Source organism: Porticoccus sp. GXU_MW_L64, from assembly GCF_052983295.1.
In genome coordinates this window covers 19,903-43,679 of sequence record NZ_JBRKJK010000001.1, presented here as the reverse complement: position 1 = coordinate 43,679, position 23,777 = coordinate 19,903, and the positions used below count along the sequence as shown (strand labels likewise).

Annotated in this window: 26 protein-coding genes; 14 read left to right on the top strand and 12 right to left on the bottom strand. The window is 48.7% G+C overall.

Translation table 11 applies throughout. The features are described from left to right. Nucleotides 1-181 precede the first annotated feature (181 nt). Complete coding sequence (locus ACVBEJ_RS00245; protein ID WP_447127585.1) at nucleotides 182-718, top strand: STY4526/YPO1902 family pathogenicity island replication protein; 537 nt, start codon at nucleotides 182-184, stop codon at nucleotides 716-718. On the opposite strand, the gene ACVBEJ_RS00240 is transcribed toward ACVBEJ_RS00245, so the two are convergent. Next, nucleotides 715-1,449 carry a GntR family transcriptional regulator gene (locus ACVBEJ_RS00240; RefSeq protein WP_447127584.1) on the bottom strand — a complete coding sequence of 245 codons (735 nt, stop codon included), beginning with the start codon at nucleotides 1,447-1,449 and terminating at the stop codon, nucleotides 715-717. The genes ACVBEJ_RS00245 and ACVBEJ_RS00240 overlap by 4 nt on opposite strands. Nucleotides 1,450-1,878: 429 nt before the next feature. Here ACVBEJ_RS00240 and ACVBEJ_RS00235 point away from each other — a divergent pair, with 429 nt between their 5' ends. Further along, nucleotides 1,879-3,714 (top strand): ATP-binding cassette domain-containing protein, encoded by a 1,836-nt coding sequence (locus ACVBEJ_RS00235; protein ID WP_447127583.1) that lies wholly within the window; start codon nucleotides 1,879-1,881, stop codon nucleotides 3,712-3,714. A gap of 30 nt (nucleotides 3,715-3,744) precedes the next feature. Here ACVBEJ_RS00235 and ACVBEJ_RS00230 read toward each other — a convergent pair whose 3' ends face one another. Then, nucleotides 3,745-4,368, bottom strand: a complete 624-nt coding sequence (locus ACVBEJ_RS00230; RefSeq protein ID WP_447127582.1) for a thiol:disulfide interchange protein DsbA/DsbL — start codon at nucleotides 4,366-4,368, stop codon at nucleotides 3,745-3,747. A 199-nt stretch (nucleotides 4,369-4,567) separates the two neighbouring features. Between ACVBEJ_RS00230 and ACVBEJ_RS00225 the strand changes: the two genes are divergently transcribed. Next, nucleotides 4,568-5,260: a lasso peptide biosynthesis B2 protein gene (locus ACVBEJ_RS00225; protein WP_447127581.1), complete on the top strand. Its 693-nt coding sequence runs from the start codon at nucleotides 4,568-4,570 to the stop codon at nucleotides 5,258-5,260. A 2-nt stretch (nucleotides 5,261-5,262) separates the two neighbouring features. After that, nucleotides 5,263-7,176, top strand: coding sequence for an asparagine synthase-related protein (locus tag ACVBEJ_RS00220; RefSeq protein WP_447127580.1), 1,914 nt, complete (start codon nucleotides 5,263-5,265; stop codon nucleotides 7,174-7,176). A 314-nt stretch (nucleotides 7,177-7,490) separates the two neighbouring features. On the opposite strand, the gene ACVBEJ_RS00215 is transcribed toward ACVBEJ_RS00220, so the two are convergent. Together ACVBEJ_RS00215 and ACVBEJ_RS00210 are read right to left on the bottom strand one after the other, a co-directional pair. Next, a complete protein-coding gene (locus ACVBEJ_RS00215; RefSeq protein WP_447127579.1) occupies nucleotides 7,491-8,810 on the bottom strand; it encodes a TlpA family protein disulfide reductase in 1,320 nt (439 codons plus the stop codon). Between the two features lie 70 nt (nucleotides 8,811-8,880). Further along, nucleotides 8,881-11,385 (bottom strand): TonB-dependent receptor domain-containing protein, encoded by a 2,505-nt coding sequence (locus ACVBEJ_RS00210; protein ID WP_447127578.1) that lies wholly within the window; start codon nucleotides 11,383-11,385, stop codon nucleotides 8,881-8,883. Nucleotides 11,386-12,241: 856 nt separating this feature from the next. On the opposite strand from ACVBEJ_RS00210, the gene ACVBEJ_RS00205 reads away from it, so the two are divergent. The 5 genes from ACVBEJ_RS00205 (at nucleotide 12,242) to ACVBEJ_RS00185 (ending at nucleotide 15,080) form a co-directional block, all read left to right on the top strand. Continuing rightward, nucleotides 12,242-12,787 carry an RNA polymerase sigma factor gene (locus tag ACVBEJ_RS00205; protein WP_447127577.1) on the top strand — a complete coding sequence of 182 codons (546 nt, stop codon included), beginning with the start codon at nucleotides 12,242-12,244 and terminating at the stop codon, nucleotides 12,785-12,787. After that, nucleotides 12,784-13,827, top strand: coding sequence for a FecR family protein (locus ACVBEJ_RS00200; RefSeq protein ID WP_447127576.1), 1,044 nt, complete (start codon nucleotides 12,784-12,786; stop codon nucleotides 13,825-13,827). Before ACVBEJ_RS00205 ends, ACVBEJ_RS00200 begins: the two co-directional genes overlap by 4 nt. A 95-nt stretch (nucleotides 13,828-13,922) precedes the next feature. Beyond that, nucleotides 13,923-14,246 (top strand): type II toxin-antitoxin system HigB family toxin, encoded by a 324-nt coding sequence (locus ACVBEJ_RS00195; RefSeq protein WP_447127575.1) that lies wholly within the window; start codon nucleotides 13,923-13,925, stop codon nucleotides 14,244-14,246. 3 nt (nucleotides 14,247-14,249) lie between these two features. After that, nucleotides 14,250-14,684: a helix-turn-helix domain-containing protein gene (locus ACVBEJ_RS00190; protein ID WP_447127574.1), complete on the top strand. Its 435-nt coding sequence runs from the start codon at nucleotides 14,250-14,252 to the stop codon at nucleotides 14,682-14,684. Between the two features lie 93 nt (nucleotides 14,685-14,777). Next, nucleotides 14,778-15,080 carry a hypothetical protein gene (locus ACVBEJ_RS00185; RefSeq protein ID WP_447127573.1) on the top strand — a complete coding sequence of 101 codons (303 nt, stop codon included), beginning with the start codon at nucleotides 14,778-14,780 and terminating at the stop codon, nucleotides 15,078-15,080. 15 nt (nucleotides 15,081-15,095) lie between these two features. Here ACVBEJ_RS00185 and ACVBEJ_RS00180 read toward each other — a convergent pair whose 3' ends face one another. Further along, nucleotides 15,096-15,734 (bottom strand): helix-turn-helix transcriptional regulator, encoded by a 639-nt coding sequence (locus ACVBEJ_RS00180; RefSeq protein ID WP_447127572.1) that lies wholly within the window; start codon nucleotides 15,732-15,734, stop codon nucleotides 15,096-15,098. Nucleotides 15,735-16,051: 317 nt separating this feature from the next. Between ACVBEJ_RS00180 and ACVBEJ_RS00175 the strand changes: the two genes are divergently transcribed. The 5 genes from ACVBEJ_RS00175 to ACVBEJ_RS00155 all read left to right on the top strand — a co-directional run bounded on the left by ACVBEJ_RS00175 (nucleotide 16,052) and on the right by ACVBEJ_RS00155 (nucleotide 17,579). Beyond that, a complete protein-coding gene (locus tag ACVBEJ_RS00175; protein WP_447127571.1) occupies nucleotides 16,052-16,258 on the top strand; it encodes a helix-turn-helix domain-containing protein in 207 nt (68 codons plus the stop codon). A gap of 114 nt (nucleotides 16,259-16,372) precedes the next feature. After that, nucleotides 16,373-16,639, top strand: coding sequence for a helix-turn-helix domain-containing protein (locus tag ACVBEJ_RS00170; protein WP_447127570.1), 267 nt, complete (start codon nucleotides 16,373-16,375; stop codon nucleotides 16,637-16,639). A gap of 45 nt (nucleotides 16,640-16,684) precedes the next feature. Then, nucleotides 16,685-16,924, top strand: coding sequence for a helix-turn-helix domain-containing protein (locus ACVBEJ_RS00165; RefSeq protein ID WP_447127569.1), 240 nt, complete (start codon nucleotides 16,685-16,687; stop codon nucleotides 16,922-16,924). Nucleotides 16,925-16,983: 59 nt separating this feature from the next. Next, nucleotides 16,984-17,220 carry a helix-turn-helix domain-containing protein gene (locus ACVBEJ_RS00160; protein ID WP_447127568.1) on the top strand — a complete coding sequence of 79 codons (237 nt, stop codon included), beginning with the start codon at nucleotides 16,984-16,986 and terminating at the stop codon, nucleotides 17,218-17,220. Nucleotides 17,221-17,348: 128 nt separating this feature from the next. Further along, nucleotides 17,349-17,579 carry a hypothetical protein gene (locus tag ACVBEJ_RS00155; protein WP_447127567.1) on the top strand — a complete coding sequence of 77 codons (231 nt, stop codon included), beginning with the start codon at nucleotides 17,349-17,351 and terminating at the stop codon, nucleotides 17,577-17,579. A gap of 46 nt (nucleotides 17,580-17,625) precedes the next feature. Here the strand turns inward: ACVBEJ_RS00155 and radC are convergent, their stop codons facing one another. From radC to ACVBEJ_RS00120, 7 genes are all read right to left on the bottom strand, one after another. After that, nucleotides 17,626-18,117, bottom strand: coding sequence for a RadC family protein (gene radC / locus ACVBEJ_RS00150; RefSeq protein ID WP_447127566.1), 492 nt, complete (start codon nucleotides 18,115-18,117; stop codon nucleotides 17,626-17,628). Between the two features lie 108 nt (nucleotides 18,118-18,225). Then, nucleotides 18,226-18,801 (bottom strand): DUF3577 domain-containing protein, encoded by a 576-nt coding sequence (locus ACVBEJ_RS00145; RefSeq protein ID WP_447127565.1) that lies wholly within the window; start codon nucleotides 18,799-18,801, stop codon nucleotides 18,226-18,228. 207 nt (nucleotides 18,802-19,008) lie between these two features. Beyond that, the gene (locus ACVBEJ_RS00140) at nucleotides 19,009-20,577 is read right to left on the bottom strand and encodes a conjugal transfer protein TraG N-terminal domain-containing protein (RefSeq protein WP_447127564.1); all 1,569 of its coding nucleotides are present in this window, start codon (nucleotides 20,575-20,577) and stop codon (nucleotides 19,009-19,011) included. A 3-nt stretch (nucleotides 20,578-20,580) separates the two neighbouring features. Continuing rightward, nucleotides 20,581-20,940 (bottom strand): hypothetical protein, encoded by a 360-nt coding sequence (locus ACVBEJ_RS00135; protein ID WP_447127563.1) that lies wholly within the window; start codon nucleotides 20,938-20,940, stop codon nucleotides 20,581-20,583. After that, nucleotides 20,937-22,283, bottom strand: a complete 1,347-nt coding sequence (locus ACVBEJ_RS00130; protein ID WP_447127562.1) for an integrating conjugative element protein — start codon at nucleotides 22,281-22,283, stop codon at nucleotides 20,937-20,939. Before ACVBEJ_RS00130 ends, ACVBEJ_RS00135 begins: the two co-directional genes overlap by 4 nt. After that, on the bottom strand, nucleotides 22,280-23,293 hold the full coding sequence (locus ACVBEJ_RS00125) for a TIGR03756 family integrating conjugative element protein (RefSeq protein ID WP_447127561.1): 1,014 nt from the start codon (nucleotides 23,291-23,293) through the stop codon (nucleotides 22,280-22,282). The genes ACVBEJ_RS00130 and ACVBEJ_RS00125 overlap by 4 nt, the downstream gene beginning before the upstream one ends. Then, a complete protein-coding gene (locus ACVBEJ_RS00120) occupies nucleotides 23,290-23,748 on the bottom strand; it encodes a TIGR03757 family integrating conjugative element protein (protein WP_447127560.1) in 459 nt (152 codons plus the stop codon). The genes ACVBEJ_RS00125 and ACVBEJ_RS00120 overlap by 4 nt, the downstream gene beginning before the upstream one ends. Nucleotides 23,749-23,777 lie beyond the last annotated feature (29 nt).

Below are 23,777 nucleotides of genomic sequence, written 5' to 3'. Positions count from 1 at the left end.
TTCCAATCGGGTTTCCTATAAAATTAATGTTGTGTTTTTTTAGTTTCAGATAGCCAATATCCCCTTTCCAATATTTTAAAAATTTCTTTTTAAGTCGCTTACTTTTTAAGCGATATTACAACCTTCATTCGTAGTATTCAGTCGCAAAGGCAACTGCCCTTCACGACAAGGAATCTATGGTATGGCTTACTTTGAAGACAAAATGTGCGAATCTGCGGCCCACTTTTTGGTGGCCACTTCTGAGAACCTGATTGCCGATCACTTCAAAGGCAACGCGCTCACCGATGAGTTGATCTGCAAGCTGTCTCAGCTCAGCCTCTCACAACAAAAATCCCTGGTTCAACGGGCTAAGAATTTTCTCAATATTTCCATCGACACCCCTGCCCTCAAAAAGCAATTGTATGAGCTGGACTTAAAACGGGAAGAAAAGGAACTTGAAGATATCTATATGCTTATGGGCGCACCACTGATATTGATGCGCCGTCTGTTTGGCATGCACGCTGCCGAGTTCTCACGCCGCCGCTGCGCGCTCAAGATTCAAGGCAGTGGCTCCGGGCGACCCAGGAATTGCGAAGAAGAAATCGACCATCAACTCTGGCAGCTTTGGAAAACCCACCACGAACTGGATGAACGGGAGCGGTTTATGACCATAGCCGAAGAGTCCGGATTGGATCTTCACATCGTCTGGAGTTCACTGAGAGACTACATCGATTCTTAAGTTGAAAGCGTGTATTCCCTACTTATCATCTTTGCCGCTTTCGCCCTCGGCCCAAATTGGTAGGTACAATCTGTTTTTTCAAACGATGTCCGCACCAACTTGCACAAGTCAAGCAAGTGATAAAACCTCGATTCAAAGTAGGTGTCGAGAGCTTGCCGTAAATTTTGATGGTCAAGAGCGTTATAAAAATCACAGATCTTGAGCAGCTCCTCACTGGCCGGATCATGTAACTCAGTCTCTATGCATCGAATGTAATAAAGCCTTTCCAGCAAATTCTTGGTCTTTTGAACAATCAGTTCATTACCCGACCGAACACTCAACTCTGTGAAAAACGCATTACTGAAATCAACGGACACCTGAATGCCGTTGGATTCCGCCTTTTCCAGCCGTTCTTTGAAGCGGTCAACACTGAAATGTGGGGTATTGAGTGATTTACGGGTATTCAAAGAATCCGAACAATTCAGGATTATCATTCGTAAAAATTCGTACATATCTCTGACTTCGGTTTCCGACAGGTTCTTCATAAAGAAACCGACTTTAGGTACCAAAATCAAAAAACCTTCTGAAACCAGTCGATTCATAATAGACCGAACCGGAGTAGCACTGACTCGCAGTTCTTCTGCGATCAAATCTATACAGAGTCGATCACCGGGCCGGTATTGGCAGTGCATCACCCGCTGTTTGATATCGTCGTACACGCGGGAAATAATATCTGCATTTTGCGTTTCCATGTCACACCTCAAGAGTAAAATCCATGGCGTAGAGGGCAGTGGTGACTGCCCTCTACGGCCTACTCTCCCCAAATGCGACTATGCGCATCCATTAAAAAACATATCCATCGGGCTTTATGCCTCATAAATTGGGCGGGCCATCGTAAATCAGTGTAGCAGACTAGTATCTTTCTGCCACTTTCGTGGTCTTCACATTCGAATTGTGAAAATTTCATTTATTTACAGAGAGTTAATTCGCGTCAGGCCACATATATACGGATATATGAACAATATTTTCATCCAATATTATTCTTATATTCCTAAATCGGATTTACCTTTTTGCTGATTTATCAACCAACATTTCAAATATTCCTCCTATATGGCTAACACTCAATGGAAGTGGTTTATATCATTTCAATCCGCATTAAGTCACAAGTCACCGGGGGCAGAATGGACAATCCGCGCATCAGCTTTGAACGACTGCCTCTGTTCAGTACGCTCAGTCGAGCCTTCACACTGATCAAGCCGAGCATTGAACGATTTGTGGCGCTACGATTGCTTGGTTCATTGGGTTTGGTGGTACTTGGCACCGCGGTGACAACCTTGATTCCGGTGCTGTTTTCAGCCCTGATTGATGCGCTCAGTGACGGAAAGCACACCACCCATGTTGCCCTTGCTCTCTCCCTCCCCTACGCGCTTCTTATTGCCTATGTGGTGGCACATTTCTCCAGCCGCCTGTTGGGTGAGTTGAGGGCCACGCTGTTTGGCAAAGCCGATGCACGACTGGCTCGGTCGATGAGTCGAAGACTGTTACTCCACGTTCTGCACTTGCCTCTGGATTACCACCTCAAGAATAAAAGCGGCACCACCAACCAAACCCTGGTGCAGGGACTCAGCGGCTACCGCATACTGCTGCAAACCGCCCTGTTCACCTTTTTACCCGTGATTGTCCAGGTGGTACTGGTGGCGAGCATTTTGTGGGGGTTGCAGCCGTTGTTTCTGTTGGTGCTGCTGGTGTCTTGCCTGGCCTATGTGGGCATATTTTTGAACGGCACCCAAAAGATCAGTGACGCCACGCGCTCGCTGTCCGGCTCACAGGTGGCCACCCACGGCATTTTGACCGACTGTCTGCTAAACATCGAAACGATCAAGAACTTTACCAACGAACACTATGCAGCCACGATGTATGACCGCTCATTGGGGTTGGCAGAATCCAGCTGGAGCCACTTATACCGGCATCGACTGCTGAATAACCTGCTGTTGTCCATCGTCTTCTGCCTGTCTCTGGGAACGGCCAACTGGATTGCTGTCAGTCAGTATTTGGAAGGCAACCTGTCTATTGGTGAGCTGGTTCTGATCAACACCTATCTCATTCAGATCATCGCCCCCCTGGAACAATTGGGTCACAGCTTTCGAGGACTGACCGAGGGCATTGCCTATCTGGAAAGGATGTTGTCTATTTTTGATCGAGCCGTAGAAGGTGAGCAGGCACCAGCAACTCAGCGATCTATTGACGAGGAGCCAAATCAAAACAGCAGTCAACCTGCATCGATTGAGTTCGACCAGATTCAGTTTGCCTACGACCTGCACCAGCCGATCTTGAAACATCTCAATTTTCAGCTTGTCGGCGGCAAGAGTCTGGCGGTGGTGGGTGCCAGCGGTTCCGGCAAATCCACGATTATCCGGTTACTGCTGCGACTGTACTCCCCGCAGAGTGGCGATATTCGGATAGGGGGCGAGTCCATCTATGGAATGCCCATTCGGGAGTTGAGATCGAAGATTGCGGTGATTCCGCAGGACACCATGATGTTTAACGACTCCCTGGCCACCAATATCGGTTTTGGCGACCCGGATGCGCCCATGAACGATATTATCTGGGCGGCGAAGCAGGCTCGCATTCACGAAACGATTCAGTCTTTGCCGGAACAATACGACACCGTAGTGGGCGAGCGTGGGTTGCGACTGTCTGGCGGTGAGCGCCAGCGTATCGCCATTGCCCGCGCCATCCTGAAAAAACCCAGTGTGTTTGTGTTTGATGAGGCCACCTCATCGCTGGATGTCAAAACCGAACAGCGCATTCAGGAAAACCTCTGGCAAATCTCCCAAAACACCACCACCATTATTGTCGCCCACCGGCTGTCTACCATCGTCAACGCCGACCACATTCTGGTCTTGGATAACGGTGAGATTGTGGAACAGGGGTCACATCGTGAATTGTTGGCTAAGGAAGGGCCATACTATGAGCTATGGGCTTGTCAAAATGAACCGGCCAATATTCAGCTTTGATCCAGGTTATATCGATTGAAACCCAAAGAGCTATTTGGCTTCTTCACCCTTCTCAATTAGCAAGCGTTCAATGACCGGAATGACATTATTGAAACCACCTGCGGATTTCAGGGTGATCAAATACCGGCCTTTGACCACCACAACCGGCGTTCCCGTTACACGCCATTCCCGAGCCAGGGACATCGCGGCTTGTTGGCGGTCAGCAATGATTTTAGACTGAATCAGGCCTTCTATTTTGGCGCGATAAATGCCCGTCTGTTGATGGATAAACTGCGCAGCCTGTTCCTCACTGTCCAGCGACCTGCGGTCATTTTTTAGCTGGTTATAGATGGGTAAATGCAATTCATCCAGGCGGTTTACTGCCTGGGCTACGTAGTACAACTTGGCGTGAACGACTTTTTGTTTGCTCAAACCCACAGGCAGAAAGCCGGTGGAAATGGTCGCGTTTTGTTCCTCGCGCCACTGCTTGAGCTTTAGGTGTAATGCCAGGCAATGGGGGCAACTGTATTGAAAGACTTCAAGCACATCCGGCGGGTTAGCGAGCGGTTTTTCCAACAATCGATATGGTTTCTCTGTTGGCTGATCAGCGTTAGTCATCAAGCCGGTGCACATCAAAACTACAAATACCATCCGGCGAATTCTTTTGGGGTTCATCGTCCTTTACTCATTGCAGTGACTTTCCGAACAGCTTAATCAGTCACTCTCAGCCAAGACACGCCTATCGCCAGAATATTGGATGTAGAAAAAACCCTATTTTTAAAGCCTATCGGGGCAGAATAGAGTGCCAATATGATTACACAGCCCGTTTGCTTGCCAGTACCATCGATACTCACCTGTCAGATGGAGTGCACGCATGACTCAGCTATCCCTGTCACCAAATACCTTTGGCTGCCTGGTTGATCAACAACTGGTGATTCTGGACTTGGCAACCGATCAGTATTTTTCCATGGATCGGCACAAAACCCGACTTTTTCATCAACTGCTTTCTGCCAAGGATCTCGCCCCTCTTTCCCAGGATTGCCAGGTATTGGCACAAGAACTACAAGAACAGGGGGTTCTGAAAAAAGTACCCACCGGGGAATCCACCAAACGCCTGACTGGGCAACACCCGGCACCGGACTATGATCTGGTGGGTTTTGATATTGGCTTAAAACCCGGTATTCAGGGCAAACATCTTTTTCGGTTTTTGCGCGCTGCCTGGTTTGGCTACGCTGCTCTGAAATGGCGCCCCATTGAAAAAGTGATTGCCCGTATCAAACGCAACCAGTCTCGTTTGTCTAAAGAACCCGCTCCGGAATACCAGCTACGCACATTGGTGGAGGTGTTTAATCGGCTTCGTCCCTTGCTGTTCACTGCCCACAATCAGTGCTTGTACGATGCCTTGGTATTAGCGCATTTTCTGATGCAACATCGAATCCGGCCCACACTGGTGTTTGGCGTACACCTGGGGCCATTTGGCGCCCATTGCTGGGTAGAGCATGACAACTTTGTACTCAATGACACCGTTGCCCTCACCCGCCTGCAAACCCCCATTATGGTGGTTTGATCATGAGTGGCCACTACATCCTATTTACCTGGAACCCCAACAGCAGCAGAGACACAGCCGCCGCCAACAGGCTGATTACTTACCGTCTTTACGAGAAGACTGACATCGATTGGACGGTATTGACGTTCCGGCAGGGTCTGGTTGTCTTAACAGCTGATATAGAGCCGGTGGGCGATAGCCACCCTATTCCAAAACCCGAACTTCCTTTGGAACTCTCAAAAAAAAACCGGCAACCAAATTCCGATGTATTGGTACTGGGAGAGCTGTTTTCCAAATCCAATATAGAGAGCTATCAGCCAGGGGACGCGATCCACTCACTGGATCGACTGTCCCCGGATGTCATTCGCAAGATTTTGGATTCAGAAGGCCGGTATCTGGTAGAACAATGTTGGGGACATTACCTCGCGGTCATTTACGAGTCGGATAAGCAGCACTGCCATGTGTTGGCCGACCCAACCTGGGGCGTACCGTGTTTTTACAGCGAAATCGATGGCGTTCACCTGTACTTCTCCAGTGTCACCCTATGCACGGAGATGCCAGGGGCAGAATTCCCCATCAACTGGAATCAAGTTGAGCAGCGTCTATTGGGCTTCCTGATACAAACCCGCGAGACGGGTCTGCTGAATGTCCACAAGTTAATGCCCGGCGAATGCCGCACCACCGGTGTTAAGGGCAACCGCCGTGAACAGTACTGGGACTTGGTGAGCATTGCTCAACACCCAAATCCAAAATTAAAGGATGCCGAATACGCTATGAAGGAGTTGCGCAGAGTCACCATCTATTGCGTCAATGCCTGGGCCAGCATTTATCAGCGCATTCTCTTAAGCCTCTCCGGCGGCCTGGATTCCACTATCGTCTTAGGTTGCCTGAAATACGCATCAACGCCGGTGGCTGTCACCGGACTGAATTACTACGACCCCGGCAATGACGAACGGGATTTCGCAAGACAGGCCGCCTGGTTTGGCAACATTGAACTGATCGAACAGCCCGCCTGTTTGGAATCCATCAACCAATCAAAAGTCGCTGAAATCCCCATCGCTGAAAAACTGCACGACTATCACTACGGCCTGCACTTCGCTCCTTTTGTAAAGAATCTGGCCAATCAGACCCAATCCGATTGTTTGTTTATCGGCCAGGGGGGCGACGAGTTGTTCTATGCGGCTCATTCCCCGTTCTCGGCCATCGACTACGCCCGAGAGCAAGGCCTGTTCCGACCAGGATGCATCCGCGCTGCTATGGATGTGGCTCTGATACTGCGGGTATCACTGGGGAAAATTCTGAAACTGGTGTATCGGGATCGATTCAAAAGACCCATTAACCCATTGATTGCCTATCAGAGCTTTCAAGGGAGTGATGTCATCGCCCAATCAGTACGCACTCGCCATAATCTGGCCGACAACCTTCATCCAGCCATCAATATCGACACCCCTCTTGCTCCGGGTAAGCTGGAACACATATCGGCCATGCTGGCGCCTTTTTTGGAACATCCAACCGTCCGGCCCGAACACCATCTCAACAAATGCCTGCCGTTGTATTCTCAACCGTTGATTGAGCTGTGCGCTCAAATTCCGACTTATCTAATGAGTTACGGTGGTAAATCTAGGGGATTAATCCGTCATGCTTTTTTGAAGGATATCCCCTATCGTATTGCCAGCCGCGAATCCAAGGGCTGTGGTACCAGTCACCACAACGATGCTTATAAAGACGCCAAAGAGCTGCTTTCAACGATGGTAAAAAATGGAATGCTTGGCAACATGGGCCTGATCGATACCGAAGTTCTGGAATCGTTCTTGACGGGAAAAACCATTCGCTTGGATGCCAATTCGGTTTGCTTAAAGGCGCTTATCAGTATCGAGAGTTGGGTGCAAAAATGGGCATCACTGGATCACACAACCAGGGAATCCAATAGCCCCTGAATATTCTCGTAATTTCACTTCGATATGAATTGGTGATAGTTGGGGTTCTTTTTATGATCTGTATTGCCAGCTTGTCTGGCATCAAACCCAACTAACCAAATGGTGAATATCATGGAAAAAGTAGGAATCGTTTCAAAAGACACAAAAGCCCTTGCGACTGCCCCAGGTTCTCAAGTTGACTACCCTGCCGAGGCGCAATTTCACAGTCAATGTGAAGTAATCCTGTTCGAACTTGAAGATCGAACTCCGACCCAAGATTGCCCACTTTTTTAAGTGGAAAACATGCAGAGGTACATTTTGTACCTCTGCTTTTTTTATTGGGTAATGATTAGCTGTTGTATTTCTTCCTTTAGATTCTCATCAAAAGGAAATTTTGATTGCAAATTATTTTTTTGGTCAACCAGGAAATAAGTTGGGTATCGGGCAATATGCCATTTTTCCAAAATATCGTGATCCGGCCCTGCATACCACTTTACCGTTCCAGGCACATTCACATTTTCCTCAAACTCCATTGCCTCTTCCAGATTATCGTCCACATTGATCAAAATCAGCTCAAAAGGTTTTCCGGCCATTCGTTCCTGAAATTTCATCAACTCTGGAAACTTAGCAATACAGGCACCACACCAGGTCGCCCAAAAATCAAAGAGCACCACTTTGCCACGGTGATTGGCGAGATTATCCAGTTTGCCATTATAGAGATTGACGGTCACTTCAGGCATCGGCTGGCCAACTTGCAGCGCCAGCATAGCGGAAGCCAGATTACCGAGTCTGATGGGATTCAACCCACCATATCTAAGAGCTTTTAGGTCGCCATACTTGTCTCTAACTAATTTCGCCATCTTGCGCCCTTCTCGCTCATAGACAAGGCGCTGGGATTCAGAGTACTTTTTATTCTGCGACCTCAAGATCATCGCCTCAGCATAGGCAAACGCGTACTGTCCCCGAACATGGGGGTAAGGGCTATCCAAAGCCAAGGTGTTGGCGAAAGCAAGGGCTTCGTCATTGGAACGGATTTCGTAGAGTCCTCCTCGATCATCAAATACCTGTAGCAGTTCTTCCCGGTTAAGATGATATTTTAAAAGGGCATCAAAGGCTTTTTTACGCAAAACTTGTCGTCGATCTTCTGTCCACAAGGTTTGCACTTTGGCGATGCGCTCATCGACCTGTTTTTGAGTGAGATTGTAATTAGCTTGATACCTTTCCCTGAGTTTACTCATCTCAGCCAACTGACCTTCTGGCAAAGGTCTGGCCCAAAGTGCGACAAATATCATCGCTCTATAACCCGCTTCACTTTGCGGCTCTTGCTGGTAAAAAGCATGGGCCGACTCTGTTAATCGAGCCAGTTCAAAGGGGTCAACTGTAGTCACTAGCTTTGTTAAGACAGTGGGTAAAGTAACCTCCCCGAGCAGTGTCAATACTGGCTCAGAAGGTGGCCTGCCGTTTTCTTTATAGTCATTCTGTATATCTTTTAATAATCGATATTCCTTGAGTTTTAACTGGGTGAGTTCAGGACTCATTAGCGTCCATTGCTTTGGAGGTTGATCGTGAATGCTCTCAAAATGCCAATAGGCAAGGGCGACTGCCAATAATGACAGCCCCATAAGCCAAGTGGCTTTAGTGGGTAATCGTCTCATGATGTATTCTCGGGTAGGCTGGTAAGTGCCTCACTCAAACTGAGCGAGGCAGGAATGCTTCAGGGAAGTATCACCAGGATTTGATGAGCTGCAGAGTGATCAGCCGACCTTCAAGAGAGCCACCCACACTGTCGGTAAAACTCAAGGTGCCAAATCGGTTTAAGAATGTCGGTGGATCTCGATCAAACATATTGCGGATGATCAGTGACACATTGCTATTGGCCAGAAACGGTGGCCAGTCCTCTGTGAAGGCGTATCGTGTCACCAGATCCATCGTATTACTGGAAGGTACATGGGTTGTATCTGTGGCACTCACTGAGTAGTCATCGATATGGTAAAAGGTGGTATCGACACTCCAAGGGCCACTGTGCCAAGACAGTTGGGTATTGAGTCGCAAATCTGTAGGCCGACCGAGACTATTGATCTCATCCACAACGTCAGCGTTTGCAAAGGCCTGGGTATTATTGTCGATCAAGTAGGTGGCGTTAAACATTACTCTGAAGTCACCCACCAGGCTTTCCCAATCATATCCCAACTCCAAATCAACGCCGCGATTGCGAACACGCGCCAAATTCTGGATGCGCCCATCGAGAATCAAGTCCACATTATCGGCATTCTGCAATGGCGTTGAATTGAACGCTCCCGGTAGATTAAAGAGCATCGTTGCAAGGCTCTGAAACGCTTGTTCACCCTGTACATCCGATGGATTTGGTCGGCGCTGGATAAAGTCTGAAAATGCCCCTTCATTTGCCAGATTGACGGATACACCGCCAATTTGGTTTTTCGTATCCGTATCAAAGAGGTTCACCTTTGCCGATAAACCCTCAATATATTTTGGACGCCACTCAAATCCAGCCGTGAAGGTGTTGGTTGTTTCTTCCGCCAAGCCATCAATTGGCCCCAAACGGGTAATGGCAAACGCCAAACCATTGGGATTGGCCGACTGGGGGTCGATGACGCTACGTACGGTCACAGGAAAGAAAGCAGGTGTCAGTTCCGTTAAACGTGGAGCACGGGTTGCCTCACCAACGGTTGCTTTGAATGTCAGTTCCTCATTGACTGCCCAAACAACACCCAGCTTGGGGCTGACAAAACTGCCAAAATCACTGTAGTCATCGTACCGTAGGGCCGCTGTTACCTCGATACTTTTCGCAATCCTTGTGTCAGACACAATAGGGACATACAGTTCGCCAAAGAGTGCGGAGATATCTCGGGTCAGGTTTGTCTGCAATGAGGAAGTTGCCAGCTCTTCGTCACGATACTGGCCACCAATCGCCAGTTTGGCATCGCCACCTGCTGCAGCAAATACATTGCCATCGGCTTTTACATCCAGTGTCAGTGTTCTGTAATTGGAAAATCCCGTGGACTCAGCACCGCTAAAATTGCTGATTCTGGTCGAAAGAGTATCAAATTCTGTATATCCAACAGCGGCGTTTAGCTGCCAACTGTTTGACAACTCTTGGTCTATGCCAGCTAGATAGTTAACCTGCTGAACGTCAGAGTTCCCATGCGATGAAAAAGTATTGAAATTGACTTCTCGCTCATTGCCCAATGCGTCCACAAAAAAATCGGTAGACTCCCCCAACTCTTGCTCTACGCGAAAAAGCAAACTGCGAGTAGTAGATTCTGACTGTAGATCATTGATTCGAGAGTTACCTCGCGTAATTGTTCGCTCTGACCCATGCAGTGTGCTGTTATGCTCGATATTAAAACTGCCGAAAATTTGTCCGCTTCCCCAGCCAGTTCCCAAGGTTTGAACGAAGCCACTTTGACTAAATCCACCCCGAGTGGGTGCGCCATATCGAGCCAGTGTTTCACCACCGACAAAAATATCCCTCAAGACAATATTAATCACACCGCCCACGGACTCACTTCCATACTGTGCAGATGCGCCATCTGCCAACACTTCGATGCGTTCAATGGCACTGATCGGTATGGAAGATAAATCCACCCCACTCCCCGATTGAGCCGCTACGCGCCGTCCGTTAACCAGTACCAGGGTATTGTCTTGTCCCAGTCCTCTTAGATTGGCTCGATTGGTTCCAGTAATGCTGCCAATACCCGATAACCCATTGCCGTGGTTTTGGGGGAGAGACTCCAAGAATTCCGATGTGGTGGTAAACCCGCGACTCGCCAACTGATCCCGATTGTAGACAAACACCGGAGATGCTGTGTTTTCGACACCCCGAATATGGGTACCGACGATCACAAGCTCTTCCCCGGCCTCCTTTGTAGTCTCTGATACTTGCTCTACTTGATTGCTCACTGGGGGATTACTGCTGGATGTGGGCGAATTGTTGGTTTCTTGCTTGGCTTTTGATGGGTCGGCTTTGCTGTCTGAACCGGGCTTTACAACATAGGTGCCGTCCCCTACCCGCTCAATGGCCAAATTATGCTTACCGATCAATTTTTTTAAGGCGGCTTGTTTGCTGTACTCACCCACAATAGAGGGGGCTTTCATGCCTTGAACAAGTTCCGGGGACAATAGAATTTCGCTGTCGGATTGAAGGGCAAACTCTTTGAGCGCGTCCGCCAGATTCTGGCTCTTGATATTAAAGGTGTCCGCTTGGGCCAAGGGGGCCGAGAGGGATACTAAAGGGACTAATAGGCTGATTATACTGGCTGTGAGTGATTTTGACCGGATATGAGAAATCCACGACTCACGGGATGACGCCTCCTTTCTGGGGGGCAAAACCATTTGCTGACTACTCCCACTTCTCCTGCGCACATTATTTATGTGTAGACCATATTCTTTGTTGTTGCACATGTATTTTCCTCCACTCTTGTTAGGGTGTGGTAGCCATCACGTTTTTGGGGCTACTCAGGAGGAATACCGAAGAATTGACGGTCATACTCAAAATTATTTTATGTACAGATTTGTGCCTTTCTATACCTCTTAACTGTTCAAGGGCTAATGAAGCCATAGTTTGAAAATACGGCAGAAATAAGATGACAGAATTGTGCCATACCATCGAATAAAAAAGCGCTTTAGATATCTGGGGAGAGTTTTGGCGATAAACAAAGCGCAACCAGTCAATCTGAAACTATTTTGCAGTAAAACGTGCCACTGGCCGGAGTTCTCTCAAGCCATATAGTGAGTGGGCTATTTTCACCCGCCCACCTACACATTAGTGCCAACAATTTTTTTAAACCATTACCTTACTAAACGTAAATTATTTAACTTTCCTCAGGTTAATTTTTAAGACATTGAAATAACTTATGTTTTTTGATCGTTAAGTGTATGGCGCAGTGCAGGATACAGGTCGTACTGAATCAATATCTGGCACTTTTATTCCGAGTTCTGGCTATTACCAACAAATACTCTGTGAATCGGAAAATATAGGATTAATATAGGATCGGGATTTTTACAAAATCCAAACTTTAGTTGTGTATTTCTTGGCTATACTGGCGGTGACATTCAGAGAGTAGCAATGACATTAAACAAGCCCAAAACTGGTCACAAAGAGAACCCCATAAACGAAATCAGGGGTCGGACAGTATTGGCTCAGTATCGGGAAAGGCTCCATGAGTATTTCCTCAGACGGACATCCAACCAGCAAGATTCGGAAGAATTGACCCAGGAAGTTTTCTGCAAAGTGATTAAGCGGGGCGGGATTGAAAAACAAGGCAATCTGGAACCCTATCTTTTTACCGTGGCCAACTCGGTGTTAAAAGATCGTATTCGCTCAGATTCAGCAAAACTCCAATACGCCCACCACCCGTTCGATGATGATAAAGCCAATGATGCCACCAGTTCCGTTGAGGAGGCACTGGAGAGTCAAATGCGTTATGAGCGCTTTTTGGCCTCACTGGATAAACTGGGCCGCCAAACACGTACTATCTTCTTGCTCAATCGCTACGAAGGCCTGACTTATCGAGACATCGCCCACCGTTACGGGATTTCAAGCAGTGCGGTTGAAAAGCACATGATGCAGGCCATCAAAGTGATTCGGGCTGCATTGGGAGGTGATTCATGAGCACCGATCACGAAAAAGTTATTCAAACTTTTGCCCGGCGCCTGGATAACAACCCAACCTCAGAAAGCTTGAACCTGCCCGAACGCCGCTCTCTCAAGGAATTGGAGGGCGTGTGGGATGAGCTGACCGACTTTGGCAATGGCAAGGAAATCCTGGAACTTAGAGAAGAAGCCCTTCACGACTACAACAGCCAACCCTCCAGGCCGAATACAGATACGAAGGTTAACGATCCCAGGGTGAGCAATCTCTGGCGATGGGGCGGCTTGGCAGCAGCCGCATCTGTTTGTGCCGCCATTGGCTTATCCCTATTGTGGCCCCCTTCTTCTGTACCAGAGTATCTGCACACAACCACCGTGGGCGAATTGAAAGAAGTTAAGCTAGATGACGGCTCTCTGGTTCATCTGGACGCTCAAACCCGCCTTAAACAAACGTACACCGATAAGGAACGAGCCATCGAGCTACTCCAGGGGCGAGCCAGGTTTGATGTGGCTCACGATGCCAACCGGCCTTTTAGGGTTCAAGCCGGTAACGGCCAGATAACCGCCCTTGGCACCGTCTTTGTAGTGAGTCGAGATCACAGCGATGTCGAGGTCACTCTTCTGGAAGGCAAAGTGGCGGTGATCAACACAGATAATATTCAGCAGGGAGAGGCTACGAACACAGAAAACAACCCGTTACCCAGCGATCTGCAACCTGTCATTCTGACTCCGGGCCAGCAAGCTACTTATACGGCATCGACAAAACCACAGCAGATAGCATCTGCCAATATCGAGCAGGCCACCTCATGGCAAGAAGGCCGTTTGATTTTTGAAGACAATAGATTGGAACAGGTGGTAGAACACTTAAATCGCTATTCCACCAAGAAAATCATTTTGGGCAGCCCTAAACTGACTTCTTTGCGAGTAACCGGGGTGTTTCGGACAGATGATCACAGCCGGGCTATTGCAGCACTCGAAACCCTGTTTCCGCTCAAAGCCATAGAAAAGCGAAATGGAATGATCGTATTGTTGGCCGCTGCAGAGCCAATTGAAACTATCTGATTGACAGGACGCAATACTTCCCGTATTCCTACATAGGCCCAAGAATTGGTTGACAGAGAGTCAACCTAGATCTATAGTTGACTCACAGGCAACCCATGCACGTAATTTCCAAACGGCCCTTTAATGATGCGGCCAAAAAGTATCCCAACGACCGAGAGTCGTTGATGTATATGTATAAAGTGCTTAATGGCACTGACTTTAAGACCCCAGAGGAATTGCGCGCGGTGTTTCCCTCGCTCGACAATTTCAAGTACAACGACCGTTGGTGGGTACTGGATGTTGGCGGTAATAATCTGCGGGTATTGGCCTTTATCCAGTTTGTAAATGGCCGGATATACATTAAGCATATTGTAAATCACCCGGAATACGACAAATTAACGGCTAAATACCGGAAAGCGAGTAAACAGAAGCGGAGGTGAGAAATGGCACAAGCGGCATTGATCGATGCATACCAAGACTTTATGCACATCGCCCAATCGTATCTGATTATTCGCAATGAAGCGGATTATGAAGGGGCTGTACAGACGCTAGAAGAAATATTGGAAGAAGCCAGTGACACTGTGGACGACCCTCTGAACCCGCTGATCGAGCTGTTGAGCCAGGCAATTGAATCCTATGAATCCCAGGATGCCGAACTGGTGGCTTTTTTGGAAGAGGCCGAATCGATACCTACGGATATCGCATTACTCCGTAGCTTGATGCAGCAGCACCAGCTTACCGGCTCCGATTTGCCAGAGATCGGTGATAAAACCATGGTTTCAAAAGTCCTCAATGGAAAACGTACCCTACAGCGGGATGCCATAGAAAAACTGGCTGACCGTTTCGGAATCCGACCGTCGATGTTTTTGGGCGGATAGTTGAGTAAATGCGGTCTTATAGATACAGACTGATTATCTATTGATCGATTACCTCTCAGCATCAAGAATGACCTAGTAGCAAGGAGGCAACTCATGGAACAAACTACCTACGTGAAATACCCAATCTGGGTAAATCCTGAAAACCTTGTAAGCTTCAAAAGACACTGGGCCAAAGTGATTAGTGACCTGAAAGAGCTGGGCGTAACCTCGGGTCAGGTTACTGAAGGCTACGGATCACCCTATGTCGCCTGGTTGGTTTGGAGGGATGGTGAAAGTTGGGCTAACTTCCAGGAATACGGCGGCAATAACATTACCACCATGCTGTCCGGGTTGGAGAGGAACATCGTTTATGGGTATTTGAACCCGGAGATTACCACCCAGCCTCGATTTGTATAAACGGGCGTTCGGTCACTAAATCAGCCCTTCTCTGGCGGCCTTGTAAATCAGTGACGAGGTGTTTTTCACCCCCAACGCCTTTTTTGCGGCAGCGATGTGCTTGTTGGCCGTATCTCTGCAAATAAGCAGGTTTTCAGCGGCTTCACCCAGCTTTAAATCCTCTTGAGCCATCAACGCAATCAGGCGGCGGTGCTTTTCTTCCAGCACTGGCTTTTCAACAACATCCAGGAACAATTCTGGAAACGTAGCCTTGAGGGACTCGTAGAGGGTTGTAGATAGTGCGTGCAGCTGCATGGATACCACTTGAACCTTTGCCAATAGCTTGTCGCCTGACTCACTTTCGGCCATCAAGGCCAGAGATGCGATGATTCCTGGCCCCACTGGGGTGTTCACAATACCGTAATTCCCCCTGTCGGTACTCAGTACCACCTCTGACTGGAAGTAAACCGTCCCACCCTGCCCGGTTACACGGGTTTCAGTGCGATACATGTGATTGGTGTATCCATCAGGAGGGCTATTTTCCAGCACTCGCTGCTGATACTGCCTGCAAACCGATAGCAATGGCCCACTCAAATTACTCAAGGGGCGGATGGTAATTGGGGTTACTTGATGCGGTATTACCTGCTGGAACACATCAAAGGTATATTCGGACAAGCCCTGCTCACCGATCAGCTGTAGAACTCTGGATTGGTATTCAGGCCAAGCGTTTAAGGCCGACAGAGTCTTTTTGAATCGATGCGCTGCCTTGGCGACTGTAAGGTATTGGTCGCAACTATCAGGAACAAGGTAGTCGCTACTCGGCTCATCAATCCACCCAGAGTTTCGGCATCTTCTGGAAGTTGATATGTCTTCCAGTACGTCCTGTCTGTGTTTTTCTCTTAGGGTTCTCATTTCAGATAAGTCGCAAACTCAATGCATACAGGCTGAATTTGTATCACTTGTGATACAAATTACCGATTACTGTTCGCCCCATGAAAGCGGACTTAAAACACCGGATAGCTAAATTTATCAGCGAAAAGCGTAACGGTATGCCCTACCGTGAATTTGGGCGCCTCTATGGAATCAATAAGGACATGGCCAGCAGACTAGAAAAAGAAGAAGAAAATATAACCATTGATTCTCTCGAACACCTTTGCAAAGCGTTTCGATGCGATATTGCTGACTTATTCCCCAAGTAGTACCTATCTAAGAGAAACCCCTCATAAACCATAAATAGCTTATATTTCTGGCACTTAGCAAATCTACCATAATTCGATTTTTGAATCAAGAAGGTTTGTACGCACAATCGCGGCATGGAAAAAACCCTTCACAGCCCTCAAGGCAAAGCCATCGCTAAATTTCTTACCCGGCTGAGAGATGAAAACACGAATTTAATCCAAGAGACATTGGCGGCTAAATTGGGTAGGGAGCAATCATTTATTGGAAACATAGAGCGTGGTCAACGAAGAGTGGATTTATTTGAGTTCTACCAAATCTGCAAAGGTTGCAATGTCTGCCCAGCTCAAGCTGCTGCAGAACTCATGGAGATTCTAGAAAATATGTCCACCACAACAAAGTAACAGCATAATATCCAAACCTACCCTCCCTCGTAGAAAGGCAGCTGCTTGAGCAATAATAGACAGAATATCTGTGGCGAAAGAATCGCTGAATCTCGACAGAAAGGTTCGCTCTCCCAAGCCGAAGTCGCTGCGGCTATGGATGTTGAATTTGGATTAAACATTGACCGATCTGATATTTCAGAAATCGAACGTGGTGTACGAGGAGTTAAAGACTATGAGCTGGATGCAATAGCGCGAATCCTTGAAGTCTCGCCATTATTCCTTTTAAGAGGCAATGAGGACTAATTAACGGCAAATCAATCATTTGCATTTTATTTACAAAATTATCATCCAAGCTGGATATTATGGAATTAAGCCAAAGATTGGCAAGAAATTTGAAGTCGCTTCGCGGGGACACAAAACAAGGAGCATTTGCTCGAAAAGCGGGCATCTCTCGCCCTACTCTGAATAGATTGGAGAGTGGGAGCCAGAATATCAGCCTGAAAACTCTTGAAACTATTTGCAAAAGCCTAAAATGTGATATGTCAGATTTATTTGAGGAAACCACTCAGAAAGTATCAAAACAAAATACTGACAAATAGTCGTTACGTTCTCTAATATTCCAGTCATATATTTTCCACATTTGGCCAATTATTCGTATATAGTGATGTAAGTGTCACCCACAGAAACACTGCGGAGTCACTTAGTAGATACGACCAGTGGTCAACCAATGAATATTTTTAAAGCCAGCCTGAAACTCCTGTTCGCATTTGTAGTCGCGGTACTACAGGTGGCTTCTAATGTGTTTATTTTTCTTATCGGGCTTATCTTTGATAAAGATGAGCCAGAGGAAGAAGATTCCAACTACCCGCCCAAACTGATCGAAGATTTAGCGCCAAGCCATCCTTATCAGATCTATGGCGATCCAGACGAAGTATTTCATAACAATCAAGTAAAATAAAAACACCACTATCCATTATTAATGGGTAGTGGTGAAGCTCAAGCGTTCAAATCATGCACCTTTCAGCAAAAGAAACGCAGTGGTCATGCCCCAAAATCATATGATCAAGAACCCGAACCCCGACCAGGTCTAATGCCTCTTTGAGACGACCTGTTATTTTTTTATCTGCAGGGCTTGGCTCTGCCACACCTGATGGGTGGTTATGGGCAAATATTACCGCAGCAGCATTTACCCGAAGCGCCTCTTTTACAACCTCTCGCGGATATACTGAGCAACCGTCAATGGTGCCATTGAATAATCGACTAAATTCGATAAGACGGTGTTGCGTATCCAGAAAAAGACCATAAAACCCTTCAGATTCATTCATGCTGATCTCTAGTGTTAAAAAGTCTTTTAAGGCGTCTGGTGTAGAAAAATAAATACCTCGTTCTCTCGAGTCTCTAAAAAGTAGCTCTTTGGCTCTTTTAATTAGCTCTAATTCCTGTTTGGTTAACGGAGCTTGTTCAGCGTCGATAACAGACAAAATGGAACCATTCATAGTGTTCACCTTTTGGTAGTGGGAACACACCACCCCTGCTGGGAACGGTAGTTCCCGGCAGGAATGGGTTGGGCAGGTAGCCTGTTCGCTTAACTGCCCTGTTTAGACTCAGAATAGGATTTCTTCGCCATCAATCTCGCTCCAGTTTGGCGGCTCATCGCTGGTAACGGTTTCAGCGTCGTCAAAGATACGTTCATCCTTGTAGACTTCGTTACCATCAACCTTGAGGTAGAAAATCCTTGTTAGGAATCCACCTATAGACGTTCCGATTTGCCCTACTTTTTTGCCACTCTTGTAAATGAATGACTTAGAGCGGGGGTTACTCATATTAAAATGAGCAATTACTTTTACGTCTTCGTTGTTGATGTCCTCCTTTTGCGCTAAGAGCGCGTTGAGGGTCACTTCTGATGTGATAATGAGGTCATGATACTCATAATGCACATTATCAACTGGCCCCTGGAGTACAGCCAGCTTTACACCGTAACGCAGTGAGCCATCGCTTGCCTTGAACTCTTTGAGTGCATTGACATAGGCGATGCCCGAGCTGTATTGGTTAAAGTAATGGCTGTTGTCAGCGTTGTTCGATACCGTTTGTTTCTGCGGTTCGTTCTTCGCGTCTCCAGTTTTTTTCTGAGTTTCCTTCTTGGTTGCGCCAGATGCTTTCTGGCTTGGTTTAGAACTCATAGCAGTTCTCCTGTTTCAATGGTTTTGATTCCGGGGAAAACTGCCTCCCAACGGGAGAGGTTTCCCGGCTGGGGTGAGTAAAGTGATCATTCAGGTTTGTTGTGACTAATCCTGCATACCCTACCAATGGCGTTGATCTGGGTATGTGTTTGCTATTGAGGCAGCAATAGCGACTGTGTAGATTCGATTGAGTTGATTTGGTGGCCATCATTTTTTGGCGCCTTCGGTAGCACTTCTTCTAAGGCCCCTTCCTATTGTTGGTGTGACGTTTCTGGCACCTGCAATTGTGCTTGTTATAGTTCGAGTCGCCGTATCAAGTTGCAGAACACCATGTACACCGGCGAACGCAAAGTAAGTCGTCAATAGCAGAGGCAGTAAGATATAAAGCCCGCCCGTCAGGAAATTGAGAATGATGCGTTTGATGGTCAGGTCGAAGCTATAGAGGGTGCTTACGGCACCAGGCTCGGGGTAGAAAGCCCTAATCAGGTTTTGGTCTACCCACCATGCAAACAGCCAAAGTACCGTCCAGAGTTTTACGGTGAACAAGATGATCGCGCCATTGGCCAGCAAGGTGAATTTGTAGCGGCTCAATAAAATAAAAAAGGGCAGCAACGCATACAGGCCCATCAGTACGAGCGCCTGAACCATTGGGGCTGCTTCCAAAAACACTCTCAGGTAAGCCGCATAGGAAAGACTGGATTTCACCAGGCCGTAAGCGGCTAACCCTTGCTGCCCTTTGTTCTGAACCGCAGTGCCAATAATGGTGTTCAGCTCGCCTGTTGCACCATCCACAAAGTTTCCGTACGCCAGGTCGTAGCCACGGGTTGTCCACCGTGGTGGTGAGTTAAGAAGGGTCAGTTGGGTAATGCCGTCGCGCCGGGCGGTGGCATCCCACCCCGGCTCTGCGGCGGCGGCCAGAAGTTCGAGGTCGCCCAATTGATCAAGGATTCGGGTTTGGATGCTTGGCCACCATTCGCTGCAATACGGTCTGCCGAAAACCGGGTGGTTGGTGACATCCCACTCCACATCTCTTAACGCTGACCAGGGGAAGCCATTTCTAATGGCGCTAGATCGCAAGCTGTCGTAATAGCCCGCCGTTTGTTGGAAGACGTGAGAGCCAATCCAGTCGGTGTCCTGGCGGCCAAAGTTATTGAGAATAGTCGTTATGGCGGCGGATTCAGGCCGTTCGCTTAAGTATTTGGAGCGGGCCGGTATAAAACAATCTCGGTAAAAGTCGTTGATCTCGTTTTGCAGCTTAGGGTCTTCGATCTGGGCATCGCTCAGTTCGTGGATGTACCCCCGAAAATCGACACTTGGCGGCACACTTTCCATCACCGCCCGGTTAAACCCCGCACTCAACCCCATTACCGCGTACCAGAACACCGGCACATCCACTTGCTGGGGCGCACCCGCAAAGGAAATACCACCGCCAAAGGTTGTACGTGACGAATTTATGGTTTCGATGGGCTGGGCTTGGGTTCCCAGAATCGCTCTTGGGGTAAACGACAGATCCACGGCGTTGAGTGGCATGGCTGGCACGGCGGCAATAACGATGACAAAGAAAGCGATAAAGAATTCCACCTCCAGAGTGCGTAAGGTGGTATTGGCCGCTTCGTCGCCCTCCTCCTGAGCGTAGGCCCGAATAATCGTATCCAGCATGATGCCCAGGAACGGCAAAAACACCATGCCTGTGGCCACCATCACGTCCCAAATGCTGTTGTAGAACAGCCAGCCATACAGGGTGGTGAACAATTCCAGTGTGCTATCGACAGCCACGGCTTAACCCACCATCCCCAGCAGAAACCCCAACGGGTTTTGCACGATCAGCAGTTCATAGAGTGCGATCAGCGACAGCAGCTTGAATCGGATTCGCTTTGTATTGAAGGGCTGAGTATTGAGGAGCTGTGTATTGAGGGACAGCTTGCTGACATATCGTTGGGCCAGAATGGGCAACAACCCGATTGCCAACACATAAAGTGCCAGACGCACAGGCACCAAACCCCAAGTGCGAGGGGTCGGGTTAAGTACCTGGGCATCTGGGCTTAAAGCGAGCAGCCAGCCAGTGGCCAAAACAATGGCAATGGACAGGCTGGTAAAGAACCAGAGTTTCAGTTGAGATTTGAGAAAGGCCAGTTTCACCGCTCTGCCCCTCCCCGTTTGAATGGGTGGTCGTCTTTCGGCAGTGAACCGGGTGTGGCTACTGATGAATTGCGCTCGGCGTTTTCCCGCAGCAGTAACTCGATAACGGTAGAAGATACAAAAGCGTTTCTTGCCTCGCGCTCGAAAATGACGTTTTGGATTTCGCTGTTCAGCTCATTCAGGGCGCGTTCGATTTCTTTTTGCGCCGGTTCGCTGGCGGCTACATGGCCTTCCTTACGGCCCGAAAGCAGAAAGCGCCGCACGATCATGGCCTCTTCCATCACCCTGGCCTCGGCAATGTCCTGGGCCAGTTTGTGGGTAACAATGTCGCCATCTCGGAGTGTTTGGTTTCGCAGGGCTTCAATCACCTGTGCGGTAATCACCATGGCGGGCGCACCGACACGATTAAGGTTGGTGCGGTTTGGTGGAATTGCTCCAGAGACAAGTTCCAGCAAGATAGCCTGCACATCGTCAGTGGTTTGTTCGATATAAGGGATGAGCCCTTTGCCCGGTTGTGCGCCGGTATTGCAGCCGTCACATAGGCCTATTTCCACATCGCCCAGCACATTGATAATCCAGCTTTGCAGGTCTTGTGGCCCGGAGAAATGGCGGTAAAACGGCGAGGTATCCGGCAGGGCGCTGGTGGATTCCGGGGGCCGTTGGGTCAGAATGTTCAGTCCGGCGGATGCCACATCCGATATCACCCGTAGACTGGGCTGATTGGCTCCACCCTTGCGAATGCCCCCCACCCAGACTACGCCGTTTTCGGGAGCCACTTCGGCGGCATCCACCGCATCGTGAATATTGGCTCCGCCAATGCCCACGGACTGCTTCCAGGAATCGCCCCAACTAACAGTTATCCATTCATCAAACGGGTTGGTACCATTGGCAATCTCATACTGGATGCGTTCACAGGATTTGGTGGCCAAGGAAAATGATTCGTTGGCACGCAGCAAGGCATTTTGAAACAAGTCGTACAGGCCGGGGTTGGCTTTTTGCAGTATGTAGCCTGGCAGATTGGCAATGGCTGCTGAAGCCGCGTTCTCAAGGGCATTGATGGCGTTATCGACGCCGTTGCGCAGGTTATCCAGTGAGCTTTCAATGGCGATCAGTGGGTCAAAGCCGCTGCAATTCAAGATAGAGGCATTGGCATTCAATGACAGATCGATGGTGGTAATGGACAGTCTGGGAGGTATGGCAATATCACGCCCTCCCCCGATCTTGTAATAGAACAGGCTATCGTCGGTGGGTGCTTGAGCAGCCTGGGTTGGCTGACTGATCTGGCCAATAGCCCCCGCCAGTAATAGCGCCACTGCCATTGCTTTGGGTTGAATGGATTTCATAGACAAACCCTCAACGGCACTGTGAATAGATACGCACCCCTGGCTTCACAGCATTCATAGGGGCGCCACAGGCTGAACACATATCGGTTGTCGTCGCTTTGGCGGTCAGTTGACCAGCTGGTGCGAAATACATCGTTTTCGCCAAACACATAGCAGGTGTCGTCCTGTTTGGGGGCCAGCATTTGCCAAACGCCGGTAGTGGGGTCGTTCTCAACCATTTCCCCCGGCAGCCAGGTTCGGTTGTAGTTGTTGCCATCCAGGGGGTTGTAGATATGGGGTTGGCTGTTTTGCGTCACCACATTGCCTGCCCGCTGGGCGGCAACCGCTGCCGCTTTGGCATCGTCTTTTTGCTTTACAAAGCCCGTGCGGGGCCAGACGGCACCCCATTGCTGGTGGATGCCTTCGCCGATCACACGACGACCTGGCAACAGGTTTTGCAGATAAAGGTATTCCGGGGTTCCCAGCCGCCAGGTCAGGGAATCAAAGGCCGACGAAAAATAAGGAATAAAAGATTCCGCTTCCGATGGGCAGAAGTAGCCCGTGCTGCCAATAAAATCCGTCAGGCTACTCAGGGGGTGGCCAACAGCGGTGACTTCTTTAAAGCGAAGGCTTTGATCAGTTGAGGAATTTCCGCCTTCGGTGCCGTGACCGCCACCGGCCTCGGCATCGTGGAACACGCCGACCAGACTGCCAGTCAACTGTGCTTCCAGTCGACCATACAGACTTTGTGCCTCCTGCCAAGGGTTATCCCCTGGTTTGTCGAAAACACTCACTACCAGATCCGGGTTGTTATGGCCTACGCGGATACTGGTTTCGATATCGCAGCCAGCGATGGTGCAGCGCAGCCAAACGCAAACGCCGGTAATGCAGTAATTGAGGCAGGAGCTATCCAGACTCAACGAGCTGATTATGTCCGTGGTGTTAATGGTTGTTGGTTCGGCTTCGGCAGCGGTGGCCCCATTGGATATCAACAAGCAAAGAGTCAATGGCAGGGTTTGTTGAAATCTCATTTCGGCGCTCCCTGCTGGTGTTTCCATTGGCGGTATATGGCTATGGCTTCCGGTATATGAGTGACGCCATAGATAACCGCCCGGTCATTGACGATGATTGCCGGAAATCGGTTTATTCGGTTGGTAATGAGCGTGACCAGCCCTTGGTGCGCATCCCTGAATTGAGCCTCCAGCGTCGATTGGCCCATTAGCTCGATGCGCTTTTGAAGTTGAGCGTGCGATTTGGCTGCCGTATTGGGGAGGTTCTGGCCAAGTGATTCAGTCAGTCGATCTACGTTATCCAGGTTGTAGATAGCGATATCCGCCTTACTGCCTGAAAGTGCCGTATTGCCCGTTACCGGGTAGTTATCCGAAGTGATCACCTTTAACTCCAAAGGTAATCCATTAGCCAGGCAAATGGGTGCCGTGATAAATACGGCAATTAGGCTGGCAAGGATGGTTTGAACAGGTGACATCGGCAATTCCGGTTAAATGCGGGATGCCG